The sequence below is a fragment of the Acidovorax sp. SUPP1855 genome (assembly GCF_030158955.1).
Classification (GTDB): Bacteria; Pseudomonadota; Gammaproteobacteria; order Burkholderiales; family Burkholderiaceae_C; genus Paracidovorax.
On record NZ_BQXI01000002.1, the window covers coordinates 283,225 to 304,465 of the forward strand.

The 21,241-nt window shown below is 68.8% G+C and carries 21 protein-coding genes; 6 read left to right on the forward strand and 15 right to left on the reverse strand.

The window, feature by feature from the left end; translation table 11 throughout:
• Window positions 1–60: 60 nt before the first annotated feature.
• Window positions 61–1,020 (reverse strand): LysR family transcriptional regulator, encoded by a 960-nt coding sequence (locus AVMA1855_RS02990; RefSeq protein WP_284424539.1) that lies wholly within the window; start codon window positions 1,018–1,020, stop codon window positions 61–63.
• A 142-nt stretch (window positions 1,021–1,162) separates the two neighbouring features.
• Between AVMA1855_RS02990 and AVMA1855_RS02995 the strand changes: the two genes are divergently transcribed.
• Complete coding sequence (locus tag AVMA1855_RS02995; protein WP_284424540.1) at window positions 1,163–2,257, forward strand: tartrate dehydrogenase; 1,095 nt, start codon at window positions 1,163–1,165, stop codon at window positions 2,255–2,257.
• Between the two features lie 97 nt (window positions 2,258–2,354).
• Window positions 2,355–3,356, forward strand: a complete 1,002-nt coding sequence (locus AVMA1855_RS03000) for a Bug family tripartite tricarboxylate transporter substrate binding protein (RefSeq protein WP_284424541.1) — start codon at window positions 2,355–2,357, stop codon at window positions 3,354–3,356.
• Window positions 3,357–3,381: 25 nt separating this feature from the next.
• Here the strand turns inward: AVMA1855_RS03000 and AVMA1855_RS03005 are convergent, their stop codons facing one another.
• From AVMA1855_RS03005 to dinG, 5 genes are all read right to left on the reverse strand, one after another.
• Window positions 3,382–4,611 carry an extracellular catalytic domain type 1 short-chain-length polyhydroxyalkanoate depolymerase gene (locus AVMA1855_RS03005; protein WP_284424542.1) on the reverse strand — a complete coding sequence of 410 codons (1,230 nt, stop codon included), beginning with the start codon at window positions 4,609–4,611 and terminating at the stop codon, window positions 3,382–3,384.
• Window positions 4,612–4,826: 215 nt separating this feature from the next.
• Window positions 4,827–5,246, reverse strand: a complete 420-nt coding sequence (locus tag AVMA1855_RS03010) for a ribbon-helix-helix domain-containing protein (RefSeq protein ID WP_284406565.1) — start codon at window positions 5,244–5,246, stop codon at window positions 4,827–4,829.
• Window positions 5,247–5,366: 120 nt separating this feature from the next.
• Entirely contained in the window at window positions 5,367–5,570 is a 204-nt protein-coding gene (locus AVMA1855_RS03015) for a hypothetical protein (RefSeq protein WP_284406566.1), read from the reverse strand.
• Between the two features lie 65 nt (window positions 5,571–5,635).
• On the reverse strand, window positions 5,636–6,145 hold the full coding sequence (locus AVMA1855_RS03020) for a pyridoxamine 5'-phosphate oxidase family protein (protein WP_284424543.1): 510 nt from the start codon (window positions 6,143–6,145) through the stop codon (window positions 5,636–5,638).
• Window positions 6,146–6,335: 190 nt separating this feature from the next.
• Complete coding sequence (dinG, locus tag AVMA1855_RS03025; protein WP_284406568.1) at window positions 6,336–8,534, reverse strand: ATP-dependent DNA helicase DinG; 2,199 nt, start codon at window positions 8,532–8,534, stop codon at window positions 6,336–6,338.
• A 131-nt stretch (window positions 8,535–8,665) separates the two neighbouring features.
• Between dinG and AVMA1855_RS03030 the strand changes: the two genes are divergently transcribed.
• Both AVMA1855_RS03030 and AVMA1855_RS03035 read left to right on the forward strand, forming a co-directional pair.
• Window positions 8,666–9,148 (forward strand): OsmC family protein, encoded by a 483-nt coding sequence (locus tag AVMA1855_RS03030; protein WP_272566414.1) that lies wholly within the window; start codon window positions 8,666–8,668, stop codon window positions 9,146–9,148.
• 254 nt (window positions 9,149–9,402) lie between these two features.
• Window positions 9,403–9,681 (forward strand): hypothetical protein, encoded by a 279-nt coding sequence (locus AVMA1855_RS03035; RefSeq protein WP_284400525.1) that lies wholly within the window; start codon window positions 9,403–9,405, stop codon window positions 9,679–9,681.
• Window positions 9,682–9,749: 68 nt separating this feature from the next.
• Here AVMA1855_RS03035 and AVMA1855_RS03040 read toward each other — a convergent pair whose 3' ends face one another.
• The 5 genes from AVMA1855_RS03040 to AVMA1855_RS03060 form a co-directional block, all read right to left on the reverse strand.
• Window positions 9,750–11,174, reverse strand: coding sequence for a homoserine dehydrogenase (locus AVMA1855_RS03040; protein WP_284424544.1), 1,425 nt, complete (start codon window positions 11,172–11,174; stop codon window positions 9,750–9,752).
• A gap of 404 nt (window positions 11,175–11,578) precedes the next feature.
• The gene (locus AVMA1855_RS03045) at window positions 11,579–12,016 is read right to left on the reverse strand and encodes an OsmC family protein (protein WP_272566412.1); all 438 of its coding nucleotides are present in this window, start codon (window positions 12,014–12,016) and stop codon (window positions 11,579–11,581) included.
• Between the two features lie 129 nt (window positions 12,017–12,145).
• Window positions 12,146–12,373, reverse strand: a complete 228-nt coding sequence (locus tag AVMA1855_RS03050; protein WP_284424545.1) for an ATP-binding protein — start codon at window positions 12,371–12,373, stop codon at window positions 12,146–12,148.
• 65 nt (window positions 12,374–12,438) lie between these two features.
• Complete coding sequence (locus tag AVMA1855_RS03055) at window positions 12,439–13,017, reverse strand: hypothetical protein (RefSeq protein ID WP_284424546.1); 579 nt, start codon at window positions 13,015–13,017, stop codon at window positions 12,439–12,441.
• Window positions 13,017–13,709, reverse strand: a complete 693-nt coding sequence (locus AVMA1855_RS03060) for a hypothetical protein (protein ID WP_284424547.1) — start codon at window positions 13,707–13,709, stop codon at window positions 13,017–13,019. Before AVMA1855_RS03060 ends, AVMA1855_RS03055 begins: the two co-directional genes overlap by 1 nt.
• An 87-nt stretch (window positions 13,710–13,796) precedes the next feature.
• Between AVMA1855_RS03060 and AVMA1855_RS03065 the strand changes: the two genes are divergently transcribed.
• Window positions 13,797–14,099: a hypothetical protein gene (locus tag AVMA1855_RS03065; RefSeq protein WP_284424548.1), complete on the forward strand. Its 303-nt coding sequence runs from the start codon at window positions 13,797–13,799 to the stop codon at window positions 14,097–14,099.
• Here AVMA1855_RS03065 and AVMA1855_RS03070 read toward each other — a convergent pair.
• From AVMA1855_RS03070 to dnaA, 4 genes are all read right to left on the reverse strand, one after another.
• Window positions 14,084–15,097, reverse strand: a complete 1,014-nt coding sequence (locus AVMA1855_RS03070) for a restriction endonuclease (protein WP_284424549.1) — start codon at window positions 15,095–15,097, stop codon at window positions 14,084–14,086. The two genes, AVMA1855_RS03065 and AVMA1855_RS03070, sit on opposite strands and share 16 nt — an antisense overlap.
• Window positions 15,098–15,357: 260 nt before the next feature.
• Window positions 15,358–17,976, reverse strand: a complete 2,619-nt coding sequence (gene gyrB / locus AVMA1855_RS03075) for a DNA topoisomerase (ATP-hydrolyzing) subunit B (protein WP_272566400.1) — start codon at window positions 17,974–17,976, stop codon at window positions 15,358–15,360.
• Between the two features lie 140 nt (window positions 17,977–18,116).
• Window positions 18,117–19,235: a DNA polymerase III subunit beta gene (dnaN, locus tag AVMA1855_RS03080; RefSeq protein ID WP_284397642.1), complete on the reverse strand. Its 1,119-nt coding sequence runs from the start codon at window positions 19,233–19,235 to the stop codon at window positions 18,117–18,119.
• Window positions 19,236–19,366: 131 nt separating this feature from the next.
• Window positions 19,367–20,788, reverse strand: coding sequence for a chromosomal replication initiator protein DnaA (dnaA, locus tag AVMA1855_RS03085; protein ID WP_272566399.1), 1,422 nt, complete (start codon window positions 20,786–20,788; stop codon window positions 19,367–19,369).
• Window positions 20,789–21,098: 310 nt separating this feature from the next.
• Here dnaA and rpmH point away from each other — a divergent pair, with 310 nt between their 5' ends.
• A complete protein-coding gene (gene rpmH, locus AVMA1855_RS03090) occupies window positions 21,099–21,233 on the forward strand; it encodes a 50S ribosomal protein L34 (RefSeq protein WP_005798102.1) in 135 nt (44 codons plus the stop codon).
• Window positions 21,234–21,241 lie beyond the last annotated feature (8 nt).

Here is a 21,241-nt window from a genome sequence, read left to right on the forward strand (position 1 = left end):
TTCGGCGAAGTGCCCGGACCGGCCTACGCGAAGGCGCCGCCACGGCCGCGCGGCAGGGGCTCACTGCGCGTCGCTGTCCCCACCGCCGGCCCTGCCCCGGTCCGACAGCGCCTGCGCCACGAAATCGACGAAGGCCCGCACCCGCGCCGCGGACTGGTGGCGCTGCGGGTACACCGCGTGGATGTCGGCATCGGGCGTGCTGTAGGCGGGCAGCACCGGCACCAGTTGCCCGCTGCGCAGGTGGCGCTCGATGTCCCACTCGGCCCGCATCAGGATGCCGTGCCCTTCCAGGGCCCAGCGCACGGCGATCTCGCCGTCGTTGGTGGTGAGGCTGCCGCGCGTCTTCACCGACTCGGTGACCGCACGGCGCCCGCGGCCACGCGTGAGCCGCCACACGCCGTAGGCCTCCTCGCCCTGGCGGATGCCCAGGCAGTTGTGGTGCACCAGGTCGTTGGGCACCTTCGGCGTGCCGTGGCGCGCCAGGTAGTCGGGCGATGCGCACAGCAGCCGCCGGTTGTGCGCCAGGTGCCTGGCGATCACGCGCGCCTCGGGCGGCGCGCCGAATCGGATGCACACGTCGAACGCGTCGTCGGTGAGCGCGGGCGGGTTCACGGACAGCTGCAGTTGCACCTGCACCTGCGGGTGCAGGCGCGCGAAGCGCGAGATGAGCGGCGCGATGTGACGGCGCCCGAACCCCAGCGTGGCATTCACCCGCAGCAGGCCCTTCGGCGTCGCGCGCGACAGGCCCAGCAGCTCTTCCAGGTCGTGGATCTCGCCCAGGATGCGGCGCGCGTGCGCCAGGTACAGCTCGCCCTCGGGCGTGAGGCCCATGCGGCGCGTCGTGCGGTTGACCAGCGGCACGCCCACGCGCGCCTCCATCAGCGCCAGGTGCTTGCTGACGGCCGGCGTGGTGATACCCAGCTCGCGCGCGGCCGCGCTCAGGCTGCCGCAACTGGCCAGCACCGAGAAAAACCCCAGGTCGGCCGGCTGGATGGCGGGAAGGGCGTGGGCGGCAGGCATGGGCAGGCGGCAGGAAAAAACCGGGTGGGCGGGCGGCTGGATTGTTGAATCCAGGTGAACAATGGTTTCACTATAGCCCCGCGCCGAAAGGCCGGCGGTGCCTAGAGTGGCGCGGTCCCCAACGCTTTTCGACCGAACACCCATGACCACCTACGCCATCGCCACCATTCCCGGAGACGGGATCGGCAAGGAAGTGATTCCCGCCGGCCGCCAGGTCCTGCAGGCCCTGGCCGCCACCGACGACACGCTGCGCTTCGAGTTCGAAGACTTCGACTGGGGCGGCGACCACTACCGCGCGCACGGCGCCATGATGCCGGCCGACGGGCTGGACGCCCTGCGCGGCAAGGACGCCATCCTGTTCGGCTCGGCGGGCGATCCGCACATTCCCGACCACATCACCCTGTGGGGCCTGCGCCTGAAGATTTGCCAGGGCTTCGACCAGTACGCCAACGTGCGGCCCACGCGCATCCTGCCGGGCATCGACGGACCGCTCAAGCGCTGCACGCCCGATCAGCTGGACTGGGTGATCGTGCGCGAGAACTCGGAGGGCGAATACTCCGGCGTGGGCGGCCGGGTGCACCAGGGCCACCCGATCGAGGCCGCCACCGACGTGTCGATCATGACGCGCGTGGGCGTGGAGCGCATCCTGCGCTACGCCTTCCAGCTCGCCCGGTCGCGCCCGCGACGGCAGCTCACCGTGATCACCAAGAGCAACGCCCAGCGCCACGCGATGGTGATGTGGGACGAGATCGCGCTGGAGGTCTCGCGCGACTTTCCCGACGTATCCTGGGACAAGGAGCTGGTGGACGCCGCCACGGCCCGCATGGTGAACCGCCCGGCCACGCTGGACACCATCGTCGCCACCAACCTGCATGCCGACATCCTGAGCGACCTGGCCGCCGCGCTGGCGGGCAGCCTGGGCATCGCACCGACCGGCAACATCGATCCCGAGCGGCGCTATCCCTCGATGTTCGAGCCTATCCACGGGTCGGCCTTCGACATCATGGGCCAGGGCCTGGCGAACCCCGTGGGCACGTTCTGGTCGGCCGTGATGCTGCTCGAACACCTGGGCGAGGCGGACGCCGCCCGGCGCCTGATGCGGGCCATCGAACACGTCACCGCGGACCCGGCCCTGCACACGCGGGACCTGGGTGGCCAGGCCACCACGGCCCAGGTCACGCAGGCAGTGTGCGACCACCTGGCCGGCACCCGCCAAGCGCAGCGGCGGGCCGCCTGAAATCCTTTTCTTTCATTCATCCGTTCCGTCCTTCGCCCGACCGCGCAGCGGCGGGCCATCCCCCAGGCGCCGCAGAGCGCTCTCCCAGGAGACCAGCATGGCCCCGAAACTTTTCCCCGCGCGCCGGCGGCGGCAGGTGCTGCTGCACGCTTTCGCGGCCGCCCTCCCGGTGCTGGCCAGCGGCAGCGCCCTCGCCCAGGCCGCCTGGCCCACCAAGACCATCAGCCTGACGGTGCCCTTTCCCGCAGGCGGCACCACCGACGTGCTGGCGCGGGCGCTGGCCGACCGGCTGACGGTGTCGCTCGGCCAGCCCGTCATCGTGGAAAGCCGCCCGGGGGCCGGCGCCACCATCGGCGCCGACTACGTGGCCCGGTCCAGGCCCGACGGCTACACCCTGCTGATGGGCGCGGTGCACCACACCATCGCCACCAGCGTGTACAAGAAACTGCCCTACGACTTCCAGAAGGACCTGGCCCCCATCACCACGGTGGCGCTGGTGCCCAACGTGCTGGTCGTGCACGCCGACAATCCGGCCAGGACCGTGGCCGACCTGGTGGCCCAGGCCAGGGCGCAGCCGGGCAAGCTGACCTTCGGCTCCAACGGCAACGGGACCGCGCAGCACCTGATCGGCACGCAGTTCCAGGGCCTCACCGGCACGTCGCTCGGCCACATTCCCTACAAGGGCAGCGGCCCGCTGGCCACCGACCTGCTGGGTGGCCAGATCACCCTGTCGTTCGACACCATCACGCCCGTGCTGCCGCACATCAAGGCCGGCAAGCTGCGGGCGCTGGCGGTGTCCACCCTCCAGCGCTCCTCGGCCCTGCCCGACGTGCCGACGCTGGACGAGGCGGGCCTGAAAGGCTTCGACCTGGGGACGTGGTTCGGCGTGCTCGCCCCGGCGGCCACGCCCCGGGACATCCTGGAGCGGCTGAACGCCGAGATGGTGAAGGTGATCCAGTCGCCGGAGTTCCGCAAGCGCATGGCCGACATCGGCGCCGAGCCGGTGGGCAACACCCGCGAGCAGATGGCCCAGCAGATCCGCAGCGAAACCGAGCGCTTCGCCCGGCTGGTGGCGGACGCGAAGGTGGTGATCGACTGACGCCGCCGCCGCGCCTCGCGCCCGATCAACCGGCGGCGCGGGGGTGCTCCAGGAAGAACCGCAGCATCTGCGCCGTCGCGTCCACCCCGCGCGGATCGGTGTAGCTGCCCCGCGCGTGGCCCCCGGCCCAGGCATGGCCCGCGCCGTTGAGTTGCCAGTGCTCGGCCACCACCGCGCCCGGGCCGCTGCCCGGTGCGGCGCGGTACACGGTGCGCGTGTAGCGCTGGCCACCGGGGCTCTGGCCGGTTTCGACCTCGGGCCGGGCACCGGGCGCGGACCGCAGCGCCGCAGCCAGCAGCTGATCGCCATTGCGGGCGTGCACCGTCTCGTCGGCATCGCCGTGGAACACGATGAGCGGCGGGGCGTCGGCCCCGTCCTCGCGGGCGGGGGATGCCGGGCCGGGCGTGCCCTTGGCGCCGCTCTTCATGGCCGACAGCGCGCCCATCACGTTGTGCGCGGCGCCCGCCTGCAGGCCCGAATGCACGCCCACGGCCGCGAACACATCGGGGTATTCGCGCGCCAGCAGCGCGGCCATGGCCCCGCCGGCGGACAGGCCGGCCACGTACACGCGGCGGGCATCCACGGGGTGGCGCGCCATCGCGTCGCGCACCATGGCGACCAGCGTGGCGGGCTCGCCGTGGCCGCGCTGCTGGTCCTGCGGGCGGAACCAGTTCCAGCAGCCGTGGGCGTTGGCGCGCTGGGCCTGCGCGGGGTACAGCACGAGCGCGTTCGCGGGCGCGGCGGCCTCGTTCATGCCGGTGCCGAGGGCGAAGTCCTGCGGGTTCTGCGTGCAGCCGTGGAGCATGAGCACCAGCGGCATCGGCGTGCCCGCGGCCGCGCCGGGGGGCACGCTGAGGTAGTAGTGGTCCTGCGGCGCGCCGGCCGGGCCGGCGAAGGCCACCCGCGTGAAACTGCCGGGGACTTCGGCTTTCGCGCTGCGAGGCGACGGTGACGGCGATGGCCGGTGCGCGTCCGGCGCCGGGGCGGCCGGCCGGTCGACGACCACCGCATCTTCCACATCGGGCGCACCGAAGGGGGCCTTCCATGCCGCGGCGGGGCTGCTGGGCGCCGCGCCGAAGCGCTCGCGCCAGGCCGCCACACGGCCGGCGGCAGCGCTCCCCGCCGCGGTGGCTGCGGCCGTGCCTTGGCCGGCCAGGGCCTGCTGGATGGCGCGGGTGGCATCGGCGAGCTGGCCGGTGCGCATCAGCGGGGTGACCTCGTTCAGAAGCTGCTTGACCTTCTTGTTCCAGTCCATGGGGAATCCTTTCGAAAAGCGGGCCGCGGGGGCCCTGGCGTGCGGGGGCGGCACCGGGGCCCCCAGGGGCGCTGCGTGCCGCGTTCGTCTCGTCGTGTCTCTTGTCTCGCCGCCGCCTTCGAATCGGGCCGGTCTGCCATGGTGGTCCGGTCGCCAGCGCCGAAGGCGCGGGTCCGTCCTTTGTCGTCGTGTCCACCGGCGCGTGCCGGTGGGTGTCAGCCGATGCGGCCGGCCAGCGCGGCCTTGACCGCCGCGCTGGCGTGCAGCGCCCCCAGCACATGGACCGAGGCGATGGTCGCCTGGGCCAATGCAGGGGGCACGTCGTCGTCGATGGTGCACAGGCCCAGCACGCGGATCTCCAGCGTCTGCCCTGCGGCCTGGACGGCCTCCAGTTCGGCCCGGCCGAACCGCTGCAGCCCCAGCACCAGCGTCTTGCGGGCCACCACCTGCCGCACCGCATCGGCCTGCGCAACCAGCTGGTTGCGGATCGCGGTGCGGATGAAGTCCGTGCGGTTCGAATAGAACCCCTCGGACACCAGCAGGTCGATGTGGCCGAGGTCCACATACCCCAGGTTGATCGTCACCTTCTCCGAATCGGGAACCTTGTTGCTGCGCTCGAGTGCTGTCGTTGCCATAAAAACCTCGTTTTTCCATCCCATTGGATGGCATATGGATGGTCTATGGAATCTTTCAAGGGCATCTGCGCAAAATAAAGGGGCCCGAAGGCCCCCTGTCGTTGCCGGGGTGCAGCGGCTTCAGCCAGCGCCGCGCCCGCCCCCGCTGCCTGCCGAGCCCTGGCGCGACTGCACCTGGTTGCCGCTGCCGATGTGCGCATCACGGTCGTGCCGGCTTTCCGGCGTGCGCTGGGCTTCGTTCTTTTGGGTGGGCTCCTGGTTGCCTTGGCGGTTGTGGTCGTTTTCCACTTTGCCCTTGCCGGGCTCCTGCTTGTCGTTGGCCATGGTGTGTCTCCTTGCGAACGGGGGAATGAAACGATGGGATCGATGGGGGGAGCGAACGGCTGCGCTCAGGACAGCGACAGTTCCTTGTGCTCGCCCATGTCCTTGGGCGGGTTGCCCGTGACGGCCGCCTTGGCCATCTTGAACAGCTGGGTCATCTTGCTTTCCTTGACGTCCCAGTACTCGGCGTGGCTGATGTGGATGGCCAGCAGCACGAGGTTGGGGTCGTTCACGCCGTCCGGAAACCAGGCCTTCGCCATGGGCGACCACAGCGCCTCTTTCTTGGCGATGTCTTCGATGAAGCCGGCCGCGCCGGACAGCGAAACATAGCTGCCCTTCTCGGGGTTGGAGTAGGTCACGTTGACCTGGCTGTCCGAGCGCAGGCGCTCGAACAGCTCGCCGTCGCGCGGGATGAAGAAGAACAGTTGCGACTGTTCATCGATGTCCTTGTTCTGAGTCGTCAGGGGGTGGGCATGCAGCATGCCGCTGGCGGCGCGGTGCGTGAGCATGCCGAAGCGGATGTCCTTGATCAGCCGCCACAGCGTGGCATGGGGGGAAGTGGTGTCGTCGTTGCTCATGGGTGTCTCCGGCAAGCAGGGAAGGAGGCCGAACGCCGCGCGCACAGGGCGCTCGGCGCGGGAGGGAGGTCCCAATGTAGGGGGGCCCTGCTGCGCCCACGGTCGGCTCGCGGCCCGGGGCCCTGTGGGGCATGTCCGACATCTCCGCGCGGGCCGCCGGGGCCGGCCGGCCCGCGCCTGCGGGCCGGGCTCAGGCCGCCGGGCGCCGCTCCAGCGCGAAGGGCGGCAACCCCTTCAGCAGCCGCTGCCCATACGACGTGCGCACCAGCCGCTTGTCGTAGCAGTACACGTGGGCGCGGTCTTCCTCCGTGCGGATCGCGCGGCCCACCCACTGCGCCAGGCGGATGGCCGTGGCCGGCACCACCAGTTCGCTGAACGGGTCGCGCCCCGCCGCCCGCAGCCATTCGGCGCGCGACTCGCCCACCGGGTCGTCGGGCGGCGCGAACGGCAGCTTGGTGATGAACAGCGATTCGCACAGCGCGCCCGGTAGGTCCAGCCCCTCGCCGAACGACTGCATGCCGAAGATGATGGACGGCTCGCCGCTTGCCACGCGCTCACGGTGGCGCGCCAGCAGCTGGGTGCGGGGCAGCGCGGTCTGCACCAGCACGCTGCCGCGCATGGCGGTGGGCAGCGCATCGACGGCCTGGCGCATCTGGTCGCGCGAGGTGAAGAGCACCAGCGCGCCGGACTCGACCATGGCCAGGTCGGTCAGCAGCGCATCCACCATCTCGGCGGTGAAGGCCTGGGCCTCGCGCGGGTCGGCCACGGTCTCGGTGGCGATCAGCGTGCCCTGCAGCGCGTAGTCGAACGGGCTGGGCACCTCCAGGGTGGTGACGGTCTCGTCGCCGAACAGCCCCGCCTCGCGCAGGAAGAAGTCGAACTGCCCGCAGCTCGTCAGCGTGGCCGAGGTGAGCACCGCCCCGCGCACGGCCGACCACAGGTGGTGGCGCAGCGTGTTGCCCGGCAGGATGGGGCTGGCGTGCGCCTTCACGACGATGAAGTCGCCCTCCACCTCCAGCGTGAACCATTTGGCGGCCGGCACGGCACCCTCGGGCGCGTCCTGCAGCAGCAGTTGCGCGGTGGCGTGCACGCCCTCCAGCCGGGGCGCGAGCGCGCCGACCTGGGCATAGAGCGTGGACAGGCGCCGCGCCTCGTCGGGCTTGTCGCGGATCTCGGCGCGCAGGGCCTTGGCGATGGCGCGCAGCGCGTTCAGAAAGCCCTCGGCGTGGTGCGCCATCTGGCCCAGCGGCTCCACCAGCGCCTCCGGCAGCACGCCGCCGGCCACGCGGGCCCGAGTGGGCATGCCGGGCGCCTGCGGGCGAGCGCGGCCGCCCCAGGCCGGCCTGGGGGCACGCAGCTGCTCGCCGTACACGTCCATCACCAGCCGGGCCACGTCCTGCAGCGCGGCGCGCAGGCGCGCGGAATGGTTGGGGATGTCGGCGATCTCCTCCACCTCGACCAGCGCGCCGATGCGCAGCGCGCGGCTGGCCAGGCGGTCGATCCAGGTCAGGCGGGACAGGTCGGCCTCGCACGCGAACTGGTCGAGCGCGGTCGCGGGCAGGTGGTGCGCCTCGTCCAGCACCAGCAGGCAATTGTCCAGCTCGGGCAGCAGCCGCGCGCCCAGCGAGGACAGCAGCAGGTCGTGGTTGGCCACGATGACCTGCGCGGCCACCAGCGCCTTGCGCCGGTCGTAGTAGGTGCACTGGCTGAAGGCCGGGCAGTGCTTGCCGGTGCAGGAGCTGGCCTCGGCCGCCACGGGGCTCCACACCTCGGACTCGGGCGGCACCTCCAGGCTGTCGCGGTCGCCGTCCCAGGCGCCCTTGGCGAGCACGTCGGCCATGGTGGCGTAGAACTTCATGCGCGCCTCGGTCTCCTGGCGCGGGCGGGCGGCGCGGGTGGCGGCCTCTTCCTCGGCGAAGAGGTCCTCCTCCTCCGGCGAATGGGCCTCGCCCGTGCCGGCGAGCCGCTCCAGCTTGAGCTTGCACACATAGCGCCCGCGGCCCTTGGCCAGGGCGAACTTGAAGGGCTGCTCCATGCGCGCGGCCAGGGCCGGGAGGTCCTTGTTGACGAGCTGCTCCTGCAGCGCCACCGTGGCCGTGGAAATCAGCACCCGCGTGCCGCGCGAGATCGCCATGGCGATGGCCGGCACGCTGTAGGCCAGCGACTTGCCGACCCCCGTGCCCGCCTGCACGACGGCGATGGAGCGCGTGGGCGGCGGCGCCTCGCCGTCGGGCCCCTCCTCCACCTTGCCCAGCTGCGCCACGCTGAAGGTGTGCGCCACCTGCTCGGCCATGCGCCGCTGGCCGGCGCGGCTGCGGAACCCCTCGGTGGCGCCCACCACCGCATCGAAAGACTGCAGGGCCTGCGCGGCCCATTCCTGTTGAGACATACAGTAGTGTGGCATGCCCGGGCCGGCCCCGGAAACGGTTCGGGTTCTCGGCAGGTCACGGCCGGAGGTCCCTAAACTCCCGGGGCGTCCCTTCGTTCCCCACCCCTCCAACCGCCCGAAACGAGACCCCCATGGCAGAACACCTGGCCTCCATCACCTGGCAGCGCGGCAGCGACGCCTTCCTGGACCGGCGCTACCACCGCGCCCACCAATGGCAGTTCGACGGCGGGGCCACCGTCGCCGCGTCGTCCTCGCCGCACGTCGTGCCCCTGCCCTACTCCGACGCAGCCGCGGTGGACCCGGAGGAGGCCTTCGTCGCGGCGCTGTCGAGCTGCCACATGCTGTGGTTCCTGGACCTGGCCTGCCGCGACGGCTGGCGCGTGGACCACTACCGCGACGACGCCGTGGGCACGATGGCGCCGGACGACCAGGGCCGCCCCGTGGTCGCCCACGTGCAGCTGCGCCCCGTCACCCGCTTCGACCCGGCCCACGCGCCCAGCCAGGAGGCGCTGGAGGCGCTGCACCACCGGGCGCACGCGGCGTGCTTTCTTGCCAACTCGGTCCGCACGCGCATCGACTGCGCGCCCGTGCTGGAAACGGCGGACGCGGCCTGAGGGGCTTCGATCCCGCCGTGGATTGCGCGCGGGGCCGGCACCGCCGCGGCGGGTGGCCGCTTGCCGAAACACCACCCGGCTGCTATTCAATTAATAGCAATACACCCTAGTATTGATTGCGCCAGCGGCCTGAAAGGCTTCAAATCGCCCCCGCCGTCGCCGGCTGTGCGCACCCGCCTACAGACGCCGCCGGGGGGCTTTCCTAGCATCGAGGCCATGCCTTTCCGGCACAGCCACACGACAGGAGCCCCGCAATGTCCACCCCCCGCGATTCCCTTTCCGAGACCCCGGTGCCCGAGCGCAAGGAGCGCCGCGTCGACACCACGCAGTCGCACCCCGCCCCCGACGCCGACAGCAAGAACCCCGACGGCCCCGAGCCCCGCCTGCCGCACGAGCGCGATCAGGCGGTGGAGATGACCGGCGGCGAGCCATCCGAAGAGATGCAGCAGGCCTACAAGGACGTGCAGCGCGGCCTGCAGGACACCGACCGCGGCAAGCCAGCCCACGAGGCCTACCAGAAGCAAAAGCGCTGAGCGGACGGCGGGGCCACACAAGCGCGCCGCCGCCGCAGCAGCAGCAGACCCCTCGCCCGCCCCCGTCGTCACTCCAGCATTTCCACCCGCAGCCGCACCGGCGCCTGCACGCACAGGCCCGGCACCTCGCGCAGTTGCTCCAGCACCGCCTGCACCTGCGCATCGGCGGCCTCGTGCGTGAGCGCCAGCACCTGGTCCACGGCCGCATCGCCCTGCGCAGCCACTACGGCGTGCACCTTCAGCGATTGCACCGCCACCCCAGCGCGCGCCAGGTGCTCCGACACCACCCCGATGGCATCCGCCCGCCCCGCCGCCACCGGCACGCGCAGGTAATGCCGCGTGCGCACATCCCCGATGGACTTCACCGCCCGGTCCTGCTGCGCATGCGGATGGAACGCCAGGTGCGGCACGCGGTGCGCGGCGCTGCCGTCGGCCGCCAGGCGCGCCACGTCCACCAGATCGGCCACCACAGCCGACGCGGTGGGCTCGGACCCTGCGCCCGCGCCGTAGTACATCGTCACGCCGCAGGCATCGCCCTTGACCAGCACCGCGTTCATCGAGCCGTCCACCTGCGCCAGCAGGTGCCGTGCGGGCACCAGGGCGGGGTGCACACGCAGCTCCACGCCCTGGTCTTCGCCCTCGCCCGCCTCCAGATTCCGGCGCGCCATGCCCAGCAGCTTGATGCGAAAGCCCAGCGCTTGGGCGCACGCCACGTCGATCGCCTGCAGCCCGCGGATGCCCTCCACGTGCGCCCGCTCGAAGCGCACCGGCATGCCGAACGCGTTGGCCGCCAGCAGCGTGGCCTTGTGCGCGGCGTCCACGCCGTCCACGTCGAACGATGGGTCGGCCTCGGCATAGCCCAGCGCCTGCGCCTGGCCTAGCGCCGCCGCGAAGTCCAGCCCCTCGTCGCGCATCTGGGTCAGGATGAAATTGGTGGTGCCGTTGATGATGCCGGCCACCCACTCGATGCGGTTGGCCGTGAGGCCCTCGCGCAGCGCCTTGACGATGGGGATGCTCACCGCCACCGCGCCCTCGTAGGCCACTGCCACGCCCCGCTGCTGCGCCGCCGCGAAGATCTCGTTGCCGTGCACCGCGAGCAGCGCCTTGTTGGCCGTCACCACGTGCTTGCCGTGCGCGATGGCCGCCAGCACCCAATCGCGCGCCGGGCCGGTGCCGCCAGCGGCCTCCACCACCACGTCCACGCCGGGGTGGGTCGCCACGCGCAGCGGGTCGTCCGTCAGCTCCACGCCCTCGGCGCCGTCCAGCACGGCCGCGGCCCGCGCCAGGTTGCGCGCCGCCACGGCCACGATCTCGATGCCCCGGCCCGCGCGCCCCGCAATGGCGGCCTGGTTGCGGCGCAGCACCCGCCAGGTGCCGGTGCCCACCGTGCCGATGCCGATCATCCCCACGCGCAGCGGACGCTGCGTGGGGATGGGCGCGCGGGCCTCGCCGGGGCTGGCGGACCAGGGACTCAGGTGGGGGTCGTTGAACATGCTCACTCTCTCCAGAAACGGGCCACAAAACGGCCAACAAAAAACCCAGCTGCCAGGCTGGGTTCGTTCGGGGAGGGAATGACACCAGGTGGCCGCCGGGACGGCCACCCTGCACCAAGGCTAGGTCGCCGCGGTGGTAATGGTGGTAATCATTCGTGCGTTCATCCGGGCCCGCGCGGTGGCGGGCGTCACCGCGGCGCGACCCGGGCGGGCAACGCGAGCGACGGTGGCAAAGGAAGAACGGCACGACATGGGCGGCAAGTGTACAGGACGCGATGCACGCCCCACAACCACCGCCCTGATGCTATTTAATTGATAGCACAATGCCCTAGTATCGATTGCACTGGAGGCCATTTCGGCTCCAACGCGCGGCGCCGGCCGCGCGGGCGGCACGGCGCCTGCCGTCAGGCCTGGAGCGTGGCGGTCAGGGTGATCTCGGGCACGCTCGCCAGGGCCTTGGACAGCGGGCAGTTCGCCTTGGCCTCGGCGGCGATCTTTTGGAACTGCGCCTCGTCCAGGCCCGGCACCTTGGCCGTCAGCGTGAGGGCGATGCGGTCGATCTTGAAGCCCTCGCCCTCCTTGGCCAGCCGCACCTTGGCGGTGGTGTCGAGGGTCTCGGTGGAAATGCCGGCCTTCTCGCAGGCGAACGCGAAGGCCATCGTGAAGCAGGCTGCGTGCGCCGCGCCCACGATCTCCTCCGGATTGGTGCCCTTGCGGTCGTCGCCGAAGCGGCTGCCGAAGCCATAGGGGTGCTGCTTGAGCGCGCCGGTCTCGGTGCTGATCTGGCCCTGGCCGGTCTTGCCAGCGCCTTCCCAATGGACGGATGCGGATTTTTCGGACATGCGGTGCTCCTTGTGCGGTGAACAACTAAACAAACAAGACGCGATCACAACATGCATGGAACCGATCGCGGGTGGGCCCAGCGCCCCGACGCCTGACGCGATTTGTCCTACAGGCCCCGCGGGCAGCCCTCAGCCGGTGCGCACCATGCCGATCGCATCGAACGGACAGCGCACCGCACACAGCGCGCACCCCGTGCAGGCCGGCGCATCGTGCAGTACCGACTGCTTGCGCCCCCACGGCTGCGGGCCCGGCACCTGCAGCGACAGGACATGCGGCGGGCACACAGCCACGCACCAGCCGCAGCCGGTGCAGCGGGCGGGATCGATGCGGGGCAGGGCCTTGCGCGGGGCGCTCATCGCAAAACGAAGAAGAAAAGAAAACGGAGAAGAAGCGGAAGGGACGTTCGGGATCTTGCCGCTTCCTACCGTGCAGGCACAAGCAGGTAGCCCCCTTCGAATCGGGGAGACTGGGCATCCACGCGCACGCAGGTCCTCGGCCGACCCTGGTGAGTGCACTGCGCGACCTCCAGGCCCGCGCCCGCCTTTCTGAGCCGATCCATGTCGGCCAACAGCATCTGCCGCTCGGCGCGCAGTTCCTTCAGCTCTCTTTCGGTCGGAGACAGGTAGGCCATCGCCGCCGCGATCAGGACCACCACGGCCAGTGCCCCCGTGCAGGCATACGCCAGCATCTTCCACTGCAGCGTTTCCTGCGCCGCTGCGAAGGTCCTCGTGGCCTCGGCGGCCGCCGCGTTCGCCTGGGCCCAGGTGGCGGTCATCTTCGCCGCGGCTTTTTCCGCGGCCGGCTCGAGCACCGTTTCGATGGCGGTGCCCACGGTCAAGGGCAGCCGGTCGCTGGCCCGTTTCAGCGCGTCCGAGGCCTGGCGCGACTGGACCATGGAGGCATCGGCCTTTTGCTGCAGCACCGCCGCCTGTTGCATCAGCGACTGCAGCATGTCGGACAGCTGGTGGATGCGCTCCACGCTGCGTTGTGCATCGTTCATCACAGAGACAGGCCTTTCCCCTGGGGCTTGTGCTCCAGGGCGCGCTCCTGCGCGATGCTGGCGCTCCGCTCGTCCGCCTGCTGCCGGTGGACCTGCAACTCCTGGCGCAGCTCCCGGATGCTTTCGAGCGCGATGTAGTGCAGCGTCCCGTCCTGGCCCACGGACACCAGCAGCCCCGATGAGGACGTGCCCGACTTGCCGGAGAAAGCGGCCACCGCGTCCAGATAGTGCTGGATGAGGGCATCGGGAAACTCCTCGGCCTGCGCCTTTCCCACCGTCTCCGCCAGCGATTGCGTGAATGCTTGAAAGTCGAGTGGAGGGCTCTGGCCCCCCGCGAAGTCCAGGTAGGGGCAGACCCGGGTGCGCCAGTCCAAGGGCCCCTTGGAGGACTCCACGTACCAATGGATGGCGCGGGATACCTGCTGCAGCGCCGGCTCGTTTTCAAGCGACAGCTTGAGGGTGTCGAGCTTGTCCGACTCCTTGTCGCTGTCGTTGGACGCCCGCTTGAACTCGATCAGCCGGATGACGCCTGGATAGCGGAGCAGCACATCCCCCAAGGGACCGTCGAGCGGCGTCTGCTGGAGCAGGTTCACCACCCCCGGCAACGGCTTGTCCGGAAACCGCCGCCCGATCACGAGCCCCAGGCTGTAGAGGAAATTGCCGATCAGGATGTTTTCGTAGGGGTCTTTCATTTCGGCTACCTCCCTGTGTTTTTTGGTGGATTGAGTCGAGCTGGACTTTAACGAACGAAACGGGCGCGCCCGACAACGCTTCGAGGCATGGGCCATGCCACCTGTGTGGAAAACCTGGCTGCCCTGGTGCATGTGGCGCAGCAGGCAGGTGTACTGGTGGTGGGCAAGGAGCTACCCAAGCGTGATCTGGTGCGCCTGCAAGAGGGCCGCGCGCTGGTGCCGGAACTGCTGCAGCGCACGCGGGGCGGCTGGTATCCCACCGATTTGGTGGATCCGCCACCGCAGAACGATTCATCCTGGCGCCAAGCCATGTGGCAGGGTGCCCAGGGATGGCTGGCGCAGCCCGAGCCCCACTCGGCCCGGGGAGAGGAGGGTCAGGCAGGCCAGTAGAGCTTGCGCAAGGGCACCAGGCGCTGGGTCTGGCTGTCGGCCTGTTCGTAGTGTTCCAGCAGCGCCTTGACCAGGTCGTCCAGATCCATCAGGGCGATCGGAATGCGGCCGCGTTCGGCTTCGTAGCGGGCGTCTTTGGTGAAGCCGCCGGTGCTGACATACAAGCCTTTGTCACGCTCATGCGGTCCGCCCAGGAAGCTGCGAATTTGCGGCGATCCTATGGCGTCTTTGTGGTGCTTGACCTCCACCACGATGCGTGGGTCTTCAAAGCCCAGCCCATCGCGTGAAGCCACGATGTCCTTGCCCCGGTCCGAGCCGCTGGGTGACACGCGCGTCTTGTAGCCCATGGCGCGCAGCAGGCCGGCCACCAGCTCTTGCATCTCGGCCCAGTCCAGCGCGCTGACGCGGTCCTTGATGAATTCCAATGCCTGGTTCTGGATGTCTTTGTACTGGCTGCCCACTTCGTCCGTGGTCACATCCAGAGGCACGGCGGGACTGGCCAGGGTGCCGGCGGGCTGTGCCACCAGCTTCTCCAGTTCCTGCCCCACCTCCAGCGGTATCTGGAACAAGGTGGAAATGGAGCCCAGGCTGGCCCGTGCCGCCACCGAAAGACCATCCCGGGCGATGGTGCCGCGCCATTGCACAAGCCTGCGGTTGGGATGGTCACCCTGGGCCGTGCCTGCATGCGCATAGTCGCCCGCCACCGTGCCCAGCAGGTAGATGCGCTCGCTGGGGTTGTAGGTGACCACGTTGTCGCCCACCTTCATCTCGCGCACGAAACGGAAGGTCTGGCCGGCATAGCTGCTCAGGGTGCCGGTCGACAAGTTTGGGTAAGCGGCCGCAGCGGCCTTCTGGAAGTCGGCGCGGTGGCGTAAGGCGTTCAGGTCACCCATCTCGTGCCAGCCGATGGTGACGAGGCTCTGGCTCTGAAAGTCCTCGAAGCGAAAGCCGCCCTCACCGGCTCGCACCATCCAATAGATCGCTGTGGTCTTGTTCATTGCACGGTTTCTTCCTATTGGCCATCGCCACCGCTTGTTCTTTCAGACAAAACCTTCTGGGCGAAACGATGCGCCGCTCCATCCAGCGCATCGAGTTCATGCGGTAACGAAGGCAGCCACCCGTCTCCATGCGGGGAGCGCTCCAATGAGCCATGGTTGGTGTGCCATGGCCATGTGGATGTTGGATGGAATGGACCTGCCGGCGCATGACCGGCTTCCAATGCGATGGCGACCGGCATGCATCGCCAAATGCATGGAGGTCAAACGTCGATATTCCCCGCCCGCAACGCATTCGTCTCGATGAAATCCCGCCGCGGCTCCACCTCGTCGCCCATCAGCATGGTGAACACCCGGTCCGCCTCGATCGCATCGTCGATCTGCACGCGCAGCAGGCGGCGCACTTCGGGGTCCATCGTGGTTTCCCAGAGCTGCTCGGGGTTCATTTCGCCCAGGCCCTTGTAGCGCTGGCGGCTAGTGGTGCGCTCGGCCTCGGAGATCAGCCAGGCCATGGCCTGGCGGAAGTCGGACACTTTTTCTTCCTTCTGCTTCTCGCCTTCGCCGCGCAGGGCCTTGGCGCCCTCGCCGACCAAGCCGCGGAAGGTGCTGGCGGCTTCGGCCAGGGCAGCGTAGTCGGCGCCGTGCACGAAGTCCTGGGTGATCAGGCTGCTCTTGACGTTGCCGTGGTGGCGGCGGCTGATGCGCAGGATGGGCTTGTCGGTGCGCACGTCGAACTCGCCGGCCACTTCGGCGGGGATGCCGTTGGTGGTCAGCTCGCGCAGCTTGGCCTGCAGCTGCACGGCGCTGGCCTCGGCATCGGCCACGGTGTCCAGGTTCAGGCTCACGCCGTCGGCGATGGCGCGCAGGGCCTCCTTGTCCATGAAGGCGGACAGGCGGTGGATGACGGCCTCGGCCAGTTGGTGCTTTTGCGCCAGGGCGGTGAGTGTGTCGCCGGTCAGGGTCTGCGGGCTGGCGCCGCCGGTGGTCACGCTGGCGTCCTTGAGCGCGATGCGCAGCAGGAAGGTGTCGAGCGCCGGGGCGTCCTTCAGGTACAGCTCTTCCTTGCCGGCCTTGACCTTGTACAGCGGCGGCTGCGCGATGTAGATGTGGCCGCGCTCGACCAGCTCGGGCATCTGGCGGTAGAAGAAGGTCAGCAGCAGGGTGCGGATGTGGGCGCCGTCCACGTCGGCGTCGGTCATGATGATGATGCGGTGGTAGCGCAGCTTGGCGGCGTCGAAGTCGTCCACGCCGCTCTTGCCGGATTCGACCGCGGCCTTGCCGATGCCAGTGCCCAGGGCGGTGATGAGCGTGACGATTTCATTGCTGGTCAGCAGCTTTTCGTAGCGCGCCTTTTCCACGTTCAGGATCTTGCCGCGCAGCGGCAGGATGGCCTGGAACTTGCGATCGCGGCCCTGCTTGGCGGAGCCGCCGGCGGAGTCGCCCTCGACGATGTAGATCTCGCACAGCGCGGGGTCTTTTTCCTGGCAGTCGGCCAGCTTTCCGGGCAGGCCCATGCCGTCCAGCACGCCCTTGCGGCGCGTCATTTCGCGGGCCTTGCGGGCGGCTTCGCGGGCGCGGGCGGCTTCGATGATCTTGCCGCACAGGATCTTGGCGTCGTTGGGGCGCTCTTCCAGGTAGTCGGTCAGCGTCTTGGCGACGATGTCCTCCACCGGCGCGCGCACTTCACTGGACACCAGCTTGTCCTTGGTCTGGCTGCTGAACTTGGGCTCGGGCACCTTCACGCTCAGCACGCAGCACAGGCCTTCGCGCATGTCGTCGCCGCTCACCTCGACCTTGGCCTTCTTGGCCAGTTCGTGCGCGTCGATGTACTTGCCGATGACGCGGGTCATGGCGGCGCGCAGGCCGGTCAGGTGGGTGCCGCCGTCGCGCTGCGGGATGTTGTTGGTGAAGCACAGCACCTGTTCGCTGTAGCCGTCGTTCCACTGCATGGCCACCTCGACGCCGATCTCGGTGCCGGGAATGCCGCCGTAGGTTTCGGCCGGGCGCGCGCCCGTGGCGTAGAACGCGGTGGGGTGCAGAACCTTCTTGTTGGCGTTGATGAAGCCGACGAAGCCCTTCACGCCACCGGCGCCGGAGAAGTCGTCTTCCTTGCCGGTGCGCTCGTCCTTCAAGCGGATGCGCACGCCGTTGTTCAGGAACGAGAGCTCGCGCAGGCGCTTGGCCAGGATCTCGTAGTGGAAGTCGTTGTTCTCTTTGAAGATCTCGGTGTCGGGCAGGAAGTGCACCTCGGTGCCGCGCTTGTCGGTGTCGCCGATGACCTTCATGGGCGAGATCTCGACGCCGTTCACGGTCTCCAGGATGCGGTTCTGCACGAAGCCCTGGCTGAACTCGAGCACGTGCACCTTGCCCTCGCGGCGCACCGTCAGGCGCAGCATCTTGCTGAGCGCGTTCACGCAGCTGACACCCACGCCGTGCAGGCCGCCCGAGACCTTGTAGCTGTTCTGGTTGAACTTGCCGCCGGCGTGCAGTTCGGTCAGCGCGATCTCGGAGGCCGAGCGCTTGGGCTCGTGCTTGTCGTCCATCTTCACGCCGGTGGGAATGCCGCGGCCGTTATCGGTCACGCTGATGGAGTTGTCCGAGTGGATGGTGACGACGATGTCGTCGCAGTGCCCGGCCAGCGCCTCGTCGATGGAGTTGTCCACCACTTCGAAGACAAGGTGGTGCAGGCCCGTGCCGTCGGACGTGTCGCCGATGTACATGCCGGGGCGCTTGCGCACGGCCTCCAGGCCTTCCAGGATCTGGATCGCGCCTTCGCCGTAGCCTTCGCTGGCGCCCGCCTGCTGGGTGTCGATCTTGGTGAAGGGCTGCGCTTCGCCCGCGCCGTCGGAGGAAGGCTCGGGCAGGGTGTTCTCAGCGGTCATGGATGGCCTTGGGGTCCGTGGAAACCGGGGGGTTTCCTGAATGTTCAATAAGGGTCAAATCGGCCTCCAGCGCATATTCTTCTAGGGCATATAGCTACAAAAAACATAGCACTCACCCCCGGCGCTGGAAGACGGGTGCGTCAGATGCGCATGGGCATCACGACGTACTTGAAGGTCTCGTTCTCGGGGATGGTCAGCAGCGCCGAGCTGTTGCCGTCCGACAGCTCCACCTTCACCATGTCCTGGCCCATGTTGGCCAGGGCGTCGATGAGGTAGGTGACGTTGAAGCCGATCTCGATGGTGTCGCCGCCGTAGTCGATGTCGAGTTCGTCCACGGCCTCTTCCTGCTCGGCGTTGTTGGACGCCACGCGCAGGGTGCCGGGCTCCAGGTTCAGGCGCACGCCCTTGAACTTGTCGCTGGTCATGATGGCGGTGCGCTGCAGGCTGGCCAGCAGCGGCGCGCGGCCCAGGGTCACGCTGTTCTTGTGGTTCTTGGGGATCACGCGGTTGTAGTCGGGGAACTTGCCCTCGACCAGCTTCGTGACGAACTCCATGCCGCCGAACGTGAACTTCGCCTGGTTGTTGGCGAACTGCATCTCGATGTGCGGCTGGTTCTCGCCGCCCGCATCCGACAGCAGGCGCTGCAGCTCCAGCACGGTCTTGCGCGGCAGGATGACTTCCTGCTTGGGCACTTCGACGTCCAGCGTGGCGCTGGCGAAGGCCAGGCGGTGGCCGTCGGTGGCGACCAGGCTCAGCTGCTGGCCTTCGGCCACGAACAGAATGCCGTTCAGGTAGTAGCGGATGTCCTGCACCGCCATGGCGAACGACACCTGGCCCAGCAGGTCCTTGAGCACCTTCTGCGGCACGCTGAAGGCGGGGCCGAAGGCGGCCGACTCCTGCACCAGGGGAAAGTCCTCGGCCGGCAGCGACTGCAGCGTGAAGCGGCTCTTGCCGCCCTTGAGGATCAGCTTGGACTGGCTCGACTCCAGGCTCACGGTCTGGTCGCCGGGCATGGTCTTCAGGATGTCGATCAGCTTGCGCGCGCCCACCGTGGTGGTGAAGTCGCCCGTGTCGCCGCCCAGCTCGGCGGTGGTGCGGATCTGGATTTCCAGGTCGCTCGTGGTCAGCTGCAGCGCGTTGCCCGTCTTGCGGATCAGCACGTTCGCCAGGATGGGCAGGGTGTGCCGGCGCTCGACGATGCCGGACACCGATTGCAGAACCGCGAGAACCTTGTCTTGTGTTGCCTTCAGGACAATCATGTCGTCAACCTTTGGTGGTTTTGGGAAACGTGCCAGGACGGCGGCATGGGCCATGCCCCCTCATGCCGTCCAGCACGCCATTTTGCCCGTGAACGGGGCGCGCTCCGTGGGGGTGCGGGGCCACTTCGGCATCAACCCTTGAGCGTCTGCTCCAGCACGTGCAGCTGCTGGTTCAGTTCGGTGAGCTGCTGGCGCTCGCCGGCGATCTTGCGCACTGCGTGCAGCACCGTGGTGTGGTCGCGCCCGCCGAACAGCTCGCCGATCTCGGGCAGGCTCTTTTGCGTGAGCTCCTTGGCCAGGTACATGGCGATCTGACGCGGCCGGGCGATGCTGGCGGGGCGCTTCTTGCTGTACATGTCGGCGACCTTGATCTTGTAGTAGTCGGCCACCGTCTTCTGGATGTTCTCCACCGAGATCTGCCGGTTCTGGATCGACAGCAGGTCGCGCAGCGCCTCGCGGGCGAGCTGGATGGAGACTTCCTTCTGGTTGAAGCGCGAATACGCCAGGATCTTGCGCAGCGCGCCTTCCAGTTCGCGCACGTTGCTGCGCACGTTCTTGGCGACGAAGAAGGCCACCTCCTCGGGCATGTCGGCGCTTTCGGCGCGGGCCTTGTTGATCAGGATGGCCACGCGCATTTCCAGCTCGGGCGGCTCGATGGTCACCGTAAGGCCGGAGTCGAAGCGCGAAACGAGCCGCTCGTGGATGTTGGCCAGGCCCTTCGGGTACGTGTCCGAGGTCATCACGATGTGGCTCTTCTTGGCCAGCAGCGCCTCGAACGCGTTGAAGAACTCTTCCTGCGTGCGGTCTTTATTCGCGAAGAACTGCACGTCATCGATCAGCAGCAGATCGAGGGAGTGGTAATGCTCCTTGAACTCGTCGAACGTGCGCCGCTGGTACGCCTTAACCACATCCGAAACGAACTGCTCGGCATGGATGTAGAGAACTTTCGCGTCGGGCTTGTCGGCCAGCAACTTGTTGCCCACCGCGTGCACCAGGTGGGTCTTGCCCAGGCCGACGCCGCCATAGATGAAAAGCGGGTTGTACAGGTGGCCGGGCGAGCCCGCCACGTGCATGGCCGCCGAGCGCGCCATGCGGTTGGCCGTGCCCTCCACCAGCGTCTCGAACGTGAGCGCGGCATTCAGGCGCGAGCGGAAAGCACCAGCCACCGGCTCGTCGCTGGGCGCCGCGGCGGGCGTGGGCTCGGACGACACCACCTGCCCCGTCGGCGTGGATCGCACGTAAGTACGGGCAACGGTCTCACGCTGAGCGAGCGCTAACTCAAGCGACACCGGCTGGCCGTAGAGGCCTTCCAGCAGGGCCGCGATGCGGCCGGCGTATTGCGCACGGATCCAGTCGAGCTTGAAGCGGTTGGCCACCAGCAGGGTGACCTTGGAGAAGTCGGGAGCGACCTGGGCGGTGAGCGGCTTGATCCAGGTGTTGAACTGCTGCTCCGGCAGGTCTTGCGCAAGCTGCTCGACGCAGGCTTGCCACAGTCCTTGTCCGGCATCGGCGCCTGGGTCGTTGTCGGGGCTGCGGGAAGGTTCCTCGGTCATTGATGGCGGTTCTTGTTGTGGATAGGAGGAACGATTCAGGGCCGCGGATTGTACCTTTTCAAAGGGTTATCCACAACCTCGGTCAGGGCGCCCACGGCGCGCGCCACCCGCGCCGCAAACCCCCTGTACTGCCGCCTCGCCATTGCCACGCCGGCACAAGCCTGCAATAATCGCCGGTTTCCCTGAATGCGTTCAGGGCAATAACGCCCGGGCCAAGCGCTTTGATCTTGATCGAAGTGCCGCATCCGGAGGGCCTGGAACCCGCATCTTGCGAGTTGCGCCCGGAACCTAACCCTCAAGGACATTGACCATGAAACGTACTTACCAGCCTTCCAAGACGCGCCGTGCGCGCACCCACGGTTTCCTCGTGCGCATGAAGACGCGCGGCGGCCGTGCCGTCATCAACGCACGCCGCGCCAAGGGCCGCAAGCGCCTGGCCGTCTAAGGCCGCCA